Annotated in this window: 14 protein-coding genes and 1 pseudogene; all 15 read right to left on the minus strand. The window is 39.0% G+C overall.

Annotated elements, in window-relative coordinates:
• Positions 1 to 173, minus strand: a pseudogene (locus ACKI2W_RS11455) (F420-nonreducing hydrogenase); the annotation flags it as partial.
• A gap of 15 nt (positions 174 to 188) precedes the next feature.
• Complete coding sequence (locus tag ACKI2W_RS11460) at positions 189 to 614, minus strand: hydrogenase iron-sulfur subunit (RefSeq protein ID WP_407382093.1); 426 nt, start codon at positions 612 to 614, stop codon at positions 189 to 191.
• 299 nt (positions 615 to 913) lie between these two features.
• Complete coding sequence (locus tag ACKI2W_RS11465; RefSeq protein ID WP_407382094.1) at positions 914 to 2164, minus strand: SufB/SufD family protein; 1251 nt, start codon at positions 2162 to 2164, stop codon at positions 914 to 916.
• Entirely contained in the window at positions 2133 to 2888 is a 756-nt protein-coding gene (locus ACKI2W_RS11470; RefSeq protein ID WP_407382095.1) for an ABC transporter ATP-binding protein, read from the minus strand. Before ACKI2W_RS11470 ends, ACKI2W_RS11465 begins: the two co-directional genes overlap by 32 nt.
• 181 nt (positions 2889 to 3069) lie before the next feature.
• Positions 3070 to 3336, minus strand: a complete 267-nt coding sequence (locus ACKI2W_RS11475) for a PRC-barrel domain-containing protein (RefSeq protein WP_058739988.1) — start codon at positions 3334 to 3336, stop codon at positions 3070 to 3072.
• A gap of 58 nt (positions 3337 to 3394) precedes the next feature.
• Complete coding sequence (locus ACKI2W_RS11480; RefSeq protein ID WP_407382096.1) at positions 3395 to 3985, minus strand: NTP transferase domain-containing protein; 591 nt, start codon at positions 3983 to 3985, stop codon at positions 3395 to 3397.
• A 9-nt stretch (positions 3986 to 3994) separates the two neighbouring features.
• A complete protein-coding gene (locus tag ACKI2W_RS11485) occupies positions 3995 to 5464 on the minus strand; it encodes a methanogenesis marker 14 protein (protein WP_407382097.1) in 1470 nt (489 codons plus the stop codon).
• Positions 5465 to 5607: 143 nt separating this feature from the next.
• A complete protein-coding gene (gene mtrH, locus ACKI2W_RS11490) occupies positions 5608 to 6540 on the minus strand; it encodes a tetrahydromethanopterin S-methyltransferase subunit H (protein WP_407382098.1) in 933 nt (310 codons plus the stop codon).
• 12 nt (positions 6541 to 6552) lie between these two features.
• On the minus strand, positions 6553 to 6804 hold the full coding sequence (gene mtrG, locus ACKI2W_RS11495) for a tetrahydromethanopterin S-methyltransferase subunit MtrG (RefSeq protein WP_292799792.1): 252 nt from the start codon (positions 6802 to 6804) through the stop codon (positions 6553 to 6555).
• A 10-nt stretch (positions 6805 to 6814) separates the two neighbouring features.
• Positions 6815 to 7021 (minus strand): tetrahydromethanopterin S-methyltransferase subunit F, encoded by a 207-nt coding sequence (locus ACKI2W_RS11500; RefSeq protein WP_292799795.1) that lies wholly within the window; start codon positions 7019 to 7021, stop codon positions 6815 to 6817.
• Between the two features lie 13 nt (positions 7022 to 7034).
• Positions 7035 to 7748, minus strand: coding sequence for a tetrahydromethanopterin S-methyltransferase subunit A (mtrA, locus tag ACKI2W_RS11505; RefSeq protein ID WP_292799798.1), 714 nt, complete (start codon positions 7746 to 7748; stop codon positions 7035 to 7037).
• The gene (gene mtrB / locus ACKI2W_RS11510; RefSeq protein WP_407382099.1) at positions 7749 to 8066 is read right to left on the minus strand and encodes a tetrahydromethanopterin S-methyltransferase subunit MtrB; all 318 of its coding nucleotides are present in this window, start codon (positions 8064 to 8066) and stop codon (positions 7749 to 7751) included.
• Positions 8067 to 8078: 12 nt separating this feature from the next.
• Positions 8079 to 8894, minus strand: coding sequence for a tetrahydromethanopterin S-methyltransferase subunit MtrC (mtrC, locus tag ACKI2W_RS11515; RefSeq protein ID WP_407382100.1), 816 nt, complete (start codon positions 8892 to 8894; stop codon positions 8079 to 8081).
• A 1-nt stretch (position 8895) separates the two neighbouring features.
• On the minus strand, positions 8896 to 9597 hold the full coding sequence (mtrD, locus tag ACKI2W_RS11520; RefSeq protein WP_407382101.1) for a tetrahydromethanopterin S-methyltransferase subunit D: 702 nt from the start codon (positions 9595 to 9597) through the stop codon (positions 8896 to 8898).
• A 13-nt stretch (positions 9598 to 9610) separates the two neighbouring features.
• A partial coding sequence (gene mtrE, locus ACKI2W_RS11525; protein WP_407382102.1) for a tetrahydromethanopterin S-methyltransferase subunit E occupies positions 9611 to 10282 on the minus strand: 672 nt, incomplete at its 5' end.

A 10282-nucleotide genomic window follows, 5' to 3' on the forward strand; every position in this document is an offset into this window, starting at 1 on the left:
ATAATGTCTAATTCAGGTACTTCATCATATTTAGTATCCATGAGCACAGGGGAAAATTCAAAATCTGCAAATTCCATTACATCAATTAAAGATTCGTGGAAATCCGCAATGGATAAGTGGCAACCGGAACATCCACTGAACCACATAGTTCCTATTTTTACTTTATCTGCCATATTCATTCCTCCAATCTATTCTTCAGCATCTAATTGTTCTTTCAATGGAGCTGGACCTAATTCTTTGATTCTGTTAACCATCATTTTAACAGATTGAGAGAATTTTTCACCTTCGGATGCGGAAATCCAATCGTGGTGAACTCTTTCTTTTCCAATTCCCATATCTTCAACTAATTTATAAATTAATCTCATTCTACGATCTAATTTGTAGTTACCAGCGTCATAGTGGCAGTCGCCCATGTGACATCCAGCTACAAATACCCCATCAGCACCTTCTTGGAATGCTTTTAAAACAAATTGTGGGTCAATTCTTCCAGAACACATTACACGAATAACTCTGATATTCGGTGGGTATTGCATACGTGCAGTACCAGCTGTGTCTGCTCCTCCATAGGAACACCAGTTGCAACAAAACATTACAATTTTTACATCATCAGCCATAGAGTTTTTCCTCCTCTATCAAATTTTTTATTTTATTTTTCTGTTTTGAAAAGATTTCTCCCTTCAAACGCCAATTTTAGAATTTTTTAAAAAATTTTAAAATCGCTTGTTTAAGGCAAAATGTTTAGGTATGCCTTAATTTCACAATTTATGTACTTTAATGAGCTAGCTCAGCATAACATTAATGTACTGATTATTATATTACTTTAATAATTAATATAAAGGTTACTTAGAAAAAAAAGCCAAAAAGTTTATATACTATAAAACAAAATTTTTAAAAAAAAGAAAGATAAATGGAATTACATTCCATCTACACTCATATCAATCATCATTTGGGTCTGCTGAGCCAGTTCATCAGGCAAACCTGTAATGTCCATGTTTAAGAATCCTCTGACAATCATGGACTCTGCATCTTCCTCATTTATTCCCCTGGAAGTTAGGTAATTTATCTCTTCCTCACTGATCTTACCGACAGCGGCTTCGTGAGACATTTCAAGGTTTGCTGAACTTGCCTCGAGCTCAGGAACAGCGTAAATCATACTGTCATCGGACAATACAAGGCCATGACATTCAAGATGTCCTTTGACTCCAGGAACGGTTCCGGAAAGGTGTCCTCTTGAATAGATTTTGGACTCGTCCTGGGAAACAGCCCTTGAGATGACCTCTCCCCTGGCATTCGGAGCGTTGAGTAAAACTCTGGAACCCACATCAATGATGGAATCCTTTTTTCCGCCCTGAATTGACTGGAAGATTGCCCTTGAGTTTTTACCGTCACAGTAAGCAGTAGGATAGGACTGGATAGTTGAAACCGGACTGGTGAGAATGTAATTGTTGATGTATGTAGTGTCATCCATCAGCTTGACACCGGTTCTCGGCCTTACCTCAACCTGTTCTGCCCAGTTGTGAACCATAGTAAATGTGATTTTGGAGCCCGGTTTCAGATACATTTCAGAAACGCCCACGTGCATTGCGGAGACTACATCGTCGCCTGTTGCGCATCCTGTAATCAGGTGAAGCTCTGAGTTTTCCTCAGCGATAATCACGTTGTGTGCGGTCTGCATAACTGCCTCGTCACCGATGAACATGCATGCCTGAACCGGCATTACTTCTTTGGTTCCCGGAAGTGACCTCACAAAGTATCCGCTCAATTCACCAGTTTCCTTTTCCCTTAAAGCGGTTTTTGCAGTGTATTTGTCTGCATCAGGCTTTACGACTTTCCATAAGTAGTCTTCAAGCCATTTGTATTTGTCAAGTGCTACAGACATTCCCATGACTTCAACGGAATCTGAAATTGAGTTGTTGGTGAACACGTTACTCTGGTCAACCTGGAGAAATGATCCTGAACGGTTGTTTTCCTCAGTGTCGACACCGACTTTCAATAAAGTGTTCTTGGTCTTTTTGCTCACATCATCCAAATCATCCAACAAATCAAGAGCATTAACAGCTTCATCAGTGAAGTTTTCTATAGTAACGTCAGCTCCGATTGGAGCTTTCTTATTTATAGCTTTTTCAGCATCCTCATAAACATTGCGCACACTCAACACATCCATTAAATCCGTTTTTCCTAATATCTTCAAGAATTTCTGCAGGGTTTCCGGAGCATGAAATTACCCCGTTCATCAGTACATGGGCCTTATCCGCATTAACGAAATTCAGGATATAGCCCAAATGAGTAATTAAAAGTCCGCTTCTTTTTCTGGAACCATGTTTTTTATCCTTATCAAGCAGGGTGCCGATTTCTGATGCAATCAGCTCAACATTTTCAATGTCCACACCGGAGTCAGGTTCGTCAAACATGGTAAAATCAGGCATCTGTGCCAAAAGCTGAAGAATTTCTGACCTTTTGACTTCCCCGCCTGAGAATCCGAAGTTAACGTCCCTGTCGAGAAACTCGTCGCTGAACTTGAGCTGGTCAGCCAGCTGCTTCATTCTAGGGTTCAGCTCTTCATCCATGTCCTGATGGGATTCAATTTTAAGCAAGTCCCTGACGGACACTCCTCTGATTGAAGGAGGGGACTGAAAACTTACCCCTATACCTAATTGTACACGTTCTGCAGTAGTTAATTCAGTAATGTCCTGACCTTTAAATTTAATTGTACCGTTTACCACATTGTATTGCGGAAAACCTAAAATAGTTAAGAATAAAGTACTTTTTCCAGCACCATTTGGCCCTAAAAGAACATGGGTTTCCCCTTCTGCAATTGAAAGGTTAATGTCTTTTAAAACCCTTTTTCCACCGACTTCTACAGCCAAATTTTCAATTTCAAGTAACATCATATCACCTAATTAGTTCATCAAATAAACTCTTATAATTAAAATTTAGCCTAACACCTATAAATAGTTAACAAAAACAAGAAAATATAACAATTGTTTTATTCAATGAAAATAAGAGAGTCCTTTAAAAGAAATATAACAATTGTTTTATTGAAAATTAAAAAAAATAAGATAACTGAAATCATTCAGTTACGATAATGAATTCGCCGACTTTTTCAACTTTAGCGAAAGGAACCAACAATAAGTCACCGTTTCTTTTAGCGCCTTTTACGTGAATGTTACGGTCAGCTTCTACACGAATAGCAATATCAACGATTTTACCGGTTTTTTCGTTGATTATAAGTTCATCCAAAACGCCGAGAATACGGGCATTGTTGGTAGCTACCTGATAATTTCTGATTTCGCTCCATAATTTTTCTTCTCTTTTAGGAATCTGTTTATTTTCCATCAAATCACCTGATAAATATTAAGTTTAATTATATATTATGTATATGCATTCATCATATTTAAAAGTATAATCTGTCGGCTATGCCGGCATCTTGCAAAGTATTGATATTAAATGCAAGCTCCTCTTTTTCAATGACCAGTTGGGTTTCATCCTGAATCTTATTGATGCTTTTTAAAATATTGACTCCGACGGGAACAAGACCCTTGTATTCAAACTCATACTCCAGACCCAAATCCTCAAAGATGCCTACTGGAATCAGAGTGGAAAGGGCGTCCCTTCCGGATTTGAAATAGTATTCAAGAATATAGTCAATGCACTCGCCTGAAATGAAAGGCAAATCGGCATTGATGAAAAGCAGAATGTCTTCAGAAGATATTGCCTCAAAATGATCAAGGATAAATGACAGGTCATGGACAAAATCAACCCCAGGAGTGTCAAGAATGTCATAGTTAAAATTTTTAATATACTCACAGGTTTCGGGAGTGTTGGGACTGGTTGCAATAATTACTTTCTCGATTAATTTAGATGAATCTAAATTGTCAAGTACATATTTAATTAATGGTTTGTTGTGTAATTTAAAAAGAGGTTTTTCGACTGGAGTTTTGAGTCGTGTTCCTCTACCTCCAGCCATAACAATAGCATAAATCATGAAAAAAACCTAAGCGAACTTGCCCCCAGCCATTTTCATACGGTCTTTCAGGATGCATCTGCCACCTTGCTTACCACCAATAGGAACTTTTGGAGTACCCATAGAGTTCATACAGCGTGCCATAATAGCGGAACCCAATGCAAGGCCGTCCTCAACGAAAACGACTTTTTCAAACCTGTCCTGAACAGCTTCCAGAATAAGCTCAGGTTTGCGTCCTGTGATACCGGCCCTTCCGGTAATACCCAATGCGGAGCCCGGAACAATGACGTTTTCCTCAAATGCAACATCCAATACCCTTTTAACAATATTGGTACTTACGTAATCCAGAGTTGAAAGAAGTGTTGGAAGTCCGTCGGCGTCATAGAACTGTGCGCCCAGATCCATAAGCTCGCCAAGCTTGTCACCGTTGAATCCCACATCACATCCGATTAAAGTGGTTCCGGCAGCTTCAGCGGCAACAGGGTTGACCGGAACGGTACCGAACCTGTCGACATCCATAGGAACCTTTTGAATGTTAATCAGTTTATGTGCTTCAAGAGCATTTGCCTCAGCTTTCTTGTGGTCTGCCTTTTTCATTGCCTTATCAGAATATAAGTCCAATGCAGCACCGTTTTTCTTGTCGATTTTACCTGAACCCCTTGCAAGGGAGTCGCTTACAACACCTGCAAGACCTAAAAAGTTTCCTACAGTGTTAGCGTAAGGCTCGTTGTCGTTTACAATACGTCCTGCCAATGTGGAACCGAAATCCAGTGAAACGCAAGGGTTTCTATAGTCAACATCAGTCCATTTTGCACCTAACTTGATTCCAGCAGTAACAAGCTCCCCTTCCATCTCGTTAGCAACGGTTTCCTTACCTTCAGGAGGAACCACACTTACAACGGCTCCGTCAAATAGAATGTTTTCCAGAAGGGAATGTTTCTGAAGCCTTTCGGGAAGCTGTGAAATACCCATTGCAGGAGACATCTTACGAGGAGGAATGTCAGCCTCAAGACATCCGTCAGCAAGAGCGATAATGAGTTGGCCTGCCTCTTCAGCAGTTGCAAAACCTGCAGTTACACCGGTTGACCTTACAACGAAATCCAAATCCTCATCCTTGTCAACGCCACATTTGCGAAGGGATTCAAGAACTGTATCACGGACAAGTTCGGTTACGGCCTCCTTGGACAGTTCAATACCCCAAACGGTCTTACCGAAAACCTCCTCGTTGGCTTTAGGAGGTCTGATGTCACGGGTCATTTTGACTGTTTTGTTTAACAGATAGGACTCGCTTGTGTTCAGGTTGGTAGCCATTACAATGGATTTGGTTGTAGTGTTACCTAATTCAACAGAAGCAGTTACATAAAAAGTGTCTGGTTTTCTAACAGCACCAGGAGCTGCAGGACCTGCCTGTTGAGCTTTCAATGAAGCCAGATTCCCCTCTTTGGAATGAGCAATAATAGGCTTAGGACCTTTCTTGAAAATTTTACTTAAAAAAGACATTATTTAACCTCTCCAAAATTAAAGTTAAATAATAATCTATTTTTAAAATAATATAAATTTTATTAAAAGTTTTTTAAAAAAAAGTTTAGAAAAAATAAAAAAAGGATTAGATGAAATTAATCATCTAATCGGGACCCCTATATCTATAATAAATTGTTAATTGGGTGGTCTTCTACAGGTTCAGTACCGATATCTTTTGCTGCTTCAGCAATCATGATATCTGCCATACCACATGCAGGGAAAGCAAGTCTTGCGTTTTCGATTGGTCCAAAGAGAACAAAGTCTCCTCCAGCCATTTGTTGGACAATGTTGGAACCAATATCACAAACAGGCCATGCTTCTTTGTGTTCTTTTTTGTATCCTCTTAACCAGTCCCATGCGGAAGGAACGTTGTGAATACCAGATCCTACTGGGTATCCCCATTTAGCTTTTACTGCGTAAGAAGTTCTTACAGCAGGTCCTGCACCTTGTCCTAAAGGAGTAACTGCTACGTCCATCCATGGTTTGGTAATACCACATTCGTCTGCCATTTCGAGAATACCTTTGTCGATAACGTCTCCACCGGTTTCCCAGATATCGATTTTTCCTTCTACACCAGGTTTCATTGGATTGAAACCTAAGAGAATGGATGCATCGATGTCGGAGTTTTTAACTGCTTCGATTTCACCAGCTTCTGCAGCCATACTTAATGAGTTGTAAACAGCTCTTTCACATAAACCAGTTTCTTGAACGTATTCTACACCTGCAATTTTTGCAGCTGCAGCGGTTGAGTCTATAAGGAAAGGTTTGTCACAAATATCTCCAACGAATTCTAAGTATTTTACCATAGCTTCAGGAGTAGCACCGAAAGTTTGTACAACACAAGGGTTTCCGGTTACATCAGACATTTCTTCCATGGTTTTAATTCTTTCTTCAGCAGCATCTTTATCAAAAATACCGTCTTTTTCATCACTAATAATGTTATGTCCGCCGTAAAAGATTGTTCCTGCTAAAACGGTAGGGTACTCTCCAGGTTGACCTCCCATTTTTACTCCAGCGATATCTACGACGAGTTGTTCTTTATCAAATCTTAACATAAAATAATCCTCCTATAAAAAACTAGATAACAATGTTTGTAACATTGCAATCGCACCAAATTTTATAGATACAATCAATATAAATAATCCAAGTATAATACCGTATAATATTCCAACATCTCTTCCTGATTGTTGGCCGAGACGTTGATAGTATTCACCGACAGTGAAGTCAACTTTTTCTTCAGCGTCATCTAATTTTTTAGCTAAAGCGTTGAAATCATCTGCAGCTACCATTACTTGAGGTATTGAATTTTCATCACTCATTTTAACACCTCTATAATCCACATAATATTGCAATATAAGGAATAATTACCACTAAAATAAGTGCTAAGCAAATACCTAAAGCAATTCCTTTTACTCTAGTAGCAAGTAATCCTGCGAAAAGTTTACCTTCTCTTGCAAGTAATTTTGAACTGTATTCAGCTTCTTCGGAAGCTTTTTTAATTCCGCTTGTATTAGGTTTATTAGAAATTTGCACCATAAATAATTCCTCCTTATATCAAGAATAAAAATCCGATTACTAAAGTGAAGATCAAACCTATCATTATACCTTGGACTTTACCAGCATAATTACCTGCCATATTTCTTTGAACAGCACCGACCATATCAATTTTAGTATTAATATTTCTGATTCTAGCTTCAATAAGAGCAGTTTCAGCAGAAACAACTTTCATTGCTTCTCCTTCATCTTCATCTCCGTCGTCATCATCTACGGAAATAACCATAGCTTCTTCTTCGAAAGCACCAGGATCTTTTTCTACACATTCATTAATCTTAGATTGGATAGCTCCGATATCTTCGGTATCAATCAAGTCAACAATTTCTAATTGTTGTTGGAATCTTTCAACACCGTCGAGTGGAACGTTTTCTACAAATGGAATAGCACCAGTTGCACCAATAATTTTTTTCTTATCAGGGTCAGCACCGTTTTCATGTAAAGCTTTGAAACTTTGACCGGTAATGTGTCCTTGCACTTCAGCACCAGCCAAAATTAAGAAACGGATATTTGGGTTAGAAATGATATTAGCAACAACTTTTTCTATACCTAAGTTTTCTGTTTTACATGGGCCTGCAATAGCTGCTCCAGATAACTCTGCTTCAATGTGAGAAGCTAAAGTGGTTACTGCAACAGGACTTTCAGGATCACCTACAATGTAATCCCCACTGATAACCGGCCAGCCGTCTGCAGGAGCTTTTTTATCAGCCATCTAGATACCCCCAATTGTTAATGCAGCAAATATAATAAATATAGCAATCAAGAATCCGTAAACCATGTTGGTTAACATACCAGCAGTTACATATGAACCTTCCCTTCCTGGGTAAGCTCCTGCCGGACTGGTGTAAGGATCTAATGAAGCCATTAATTCGTCTGCAGCTGCTTCTACTTTTGCAACTCCTTCTTCAACGTCATCCATAGATAGGAGAATAACTCCGGAACCTAAGGATGATCCGAGAATCCCTGTTACAGGATCATATGCCAAATTCATTTCAGGTACGATTTGTACCATAGGTAACATTTGAGCCATTTTTTATTCCTCCTATTCCTCTACATTAGGCCATAATCCAGCCCATCTTGTTGATGCTGCATCATTACAGGAAGCTAATACGAATGCTCTGAATGAAATAACCCAACCGATTAAACCGACTATTAATACAACAGCCCATCCTAATCCACCAGTAATTGCAGATAAGATACCTACAATAGTCATGGATAAGAATGCGGTTGAAGCAGCACATTTTAAAGTTCTGACTTGGTCTTCGTTTGGTCCTAAACATGCGTTGAATGGGTGTTGGATAGCCATAGTACACATAATGAATAAGATAGCAATGTATCCACTTGCAACAACGTTTTCGTAAACTGCCATCATTTCGTAACTACCTGCAATAGCAACTGAGAATGCTAAGATAGATAAACAAGCAGCACCAGCAATTTCAATAGTACATTGAAGCATAATAGGGATTTTCATACCAACGATTTTAGTAGCAATTAATGCAATGATAGCACCGATAATAAGTGCAATGATAAGTGCAATGATAGGTCCTGCAATAGTTAAACCTAAAATAGTAGCTAAACTAATACCAGCTAAGGATGATATTACACCAACGGATAAGGACATGTAACCGATAGATGGTACACCAGTACCTAAACCGTAACTAGCTACTCTACGAATAGCATCTGCTCCCCATACGATTGCTAAAACTGCACCGATACCAGCTACAACTGGACCAACGATGTCTCCTAAAAAGCCTGATAAATAAATACAAAGTAATCCTCCGACGATACCAGCAATTAATAAGTGTGTTGAATTTATTGCACCTGCAGCTGCACCGTCAGCACTTCCACCAGCAGACATTTTATATACCTCCAGTTAAAATAACACAGAAAATTCCGAGCACAACAGATGCAATAGCACAAGCGAGTGCTCCAGTACCAATTCTTTTGAATTTAGGGTCGTGCATACCTTCAATAGTGCCACCAATGTTATATGAAGCAATAACAGAGTTGATAAAGAATACACCTACACCTAAGATAGCAGCTAAACCAATACTAATAGCAGGATCAGTAACAAAAGTACTGTCGTTAACAGCAGTGTTGATACCGTAGTATACTAATCCACCACCGAAACCACCAAGGAGACCTCCTATAAGACCACTTACAAATGAAGTAGTAGGTACACCGTGTCCTTCAGTACCAGGAGTTTTATATATTTCTTGGTTACGTTTGGTAATCCAGTCAACAGGTACTTTTGATGCAGCAGGTACAATACCTACACCAAAGATATAAATTAAGTTAGCAATGAGCATAGTAATACCCATCATGATCATAGCACCTATTGCACCACCTATACCAACTATATAGAATGGTTCACCTGTCATAGTAGCAGCAGTAATGAGACCTGTTAAACCTGCACCAGCAGCTAACATAGCAGTACCAGTACCTACACCAGTAGCTGTTGCCATAGCTGCAGGAGCTCCCCCTACAGGAATGAAGTGCACACCAGCACCAATCATAATACCGCCTATTGCGATGAATAAAATTAAACTAATTGGATCCATAATCGAAACCTCCTTATTCTTCCTCATATGGTCCGTATTTTTCTCTTGCAAATACTTCTAATCTGTCGTTCATGATAATTAATAAAACAACGATTATAATACCTACAATAATACCGCCGTAAATTCCAAATACTACTGTATTCCAGAAACTGAAGAATACAACGAGACCGAAACATAAACCAGTTAATGGTCCACCGAATTTAGCACAGAAGTTTACTACATCCATAGAGTTTTTAGCACCTAATGGAGCTTTAGTAACGATATCCCCTTGAATAGCTACAGGAGTACCTCCACCAAATTCGAATTTTTGATATTCACTTTCTGCACCATAGTGAACATCCCCAGTTGAGGAACCAATAGCTCCTAAAGCAATACCCCAAAGCATAGCTAAGAGAGGTAATGGGAATACGTGTAATGGTCCAGAAGTACCTAATGGAATAGTCATTAAGTAAGAAATTCCAACAATACAAAAAGTAGTTATAAATCCGTGACCTGCGATAGGTCCTAAAGATTGAGTTAATACATCCATAAACAATGGTTGTTCGAATTGTGATTGACCGACAATCCTACCCATGTGAGATGTAACAGTATAAATAGCGTGAACACAAGCAGCGACAGCAGCACCGATTGCAATTGCGATTACTGGGAATCCAGGAATCATTCCAAACATTGTGATTAAAATATA

This window comes from Methanobrevibacter sp. (genome assembly GCF_045603845.1).
Lineage (GTDB): Archaea > Methanobacteriota > Methanobacteria > Methanobacteriales > Methanobacteriaceae > Methanocatella.

Excerpts from the sequence above, each read along its gene's own strand:
- mtrD (WP_407382101.1), bottom strand. The coding sequence starts at position 9,597 with ATGGATCCAATTAGTTTAATTTTATTCATCGCAATAGGCGGTATTATG.
- mtrA (WP_292799798.1), bottom strand. The coding sequence starts at position 7,748 with ATGGCTGATAAAAAAGCTCCTGCAGACGGCTGGCCGGTTATCAGTGGG.
- ACKI2W_RS11500 (WP_292799795.1), bottom strand. The coding sequence starts at position 7,021 with ATGGTGCAAATTTCTAATAAACCTAATACAAGCGGAATTAAAAAAGCT.
- ACKI2W_RS11470 (WP_407382095.1), bottom strand. The coding sequence starts at position 2,888 with ATGTTACTTGAAATTGAAAATTTGGCTGTAGAAGTCGGTGGAAAAAGG.
- ACKI2W_RS11485 (WP_407382097.1), bottom strand. The coding sequence starts at position 5,464 with ATGTCTTTTTTAAGTAAAATTTTCAAGAAAGGTCCTAAGCCTATTATT.
- ACKI2W_RS11475 (WP_058739988.1), bottom strand. The coding sequence starts at position 3,336 with ATGGAAAATAAACAGATTCCTAAAAGAGAAGAAAAATTATGGAGCGAA.
- mtrG (WP_292799792.1), bottom strand. The coding sequence starts at position 6,804 with ATGAGTGATGAAAATTCAATACCTCAAGTAATGGTAGCTGCAGATGAT.
- mtrC (WP_407382100.1), bottom strand. The coding sequence starts at position 8,894 with ATGTCTGCTGGTGGAAGTGCTGACGGTGCAGCTGCAGGTGCAATAAAT.
- mtrB (WP_407382099.1), bottom strand. The coding sequence starts at position 8,066 with ATGGCTCAAATGTTACCTATGGTACAAATCGTACCTGAAATGAATTTG.
- mtrH (WP_407382098.1), bottom strand. The coding sequence starts at position 6,540 with ATGTTAAGATTTGATAAAGAACAACTCGTCGTAGATATCGCTGGAGTA.
- ACKI2W_RS11460 (WP_407382093.1), bottom strand. The coding sequence starts at position 614 with ATGGCTGATGATGTAAAAATTGTAATGTTTTGTTGCAACTGGTGTTCC.
- ACKI2W_RS11480 (WP_407382096.1), bottom strand. The coding sequence starts at position 3,985 with ATGATTTATGCTATTGTTATGGCTGGAGGTAGAGGAACACGACTCAAA.
- ACKI2W_RS11465 (WP_407382094.1), bottom strand. The coding sequence starts at position 2,164 with ATGGATGTGTTGAGTGTGCGCAATGTTTATGAGGATGCTGAAAAAGCT.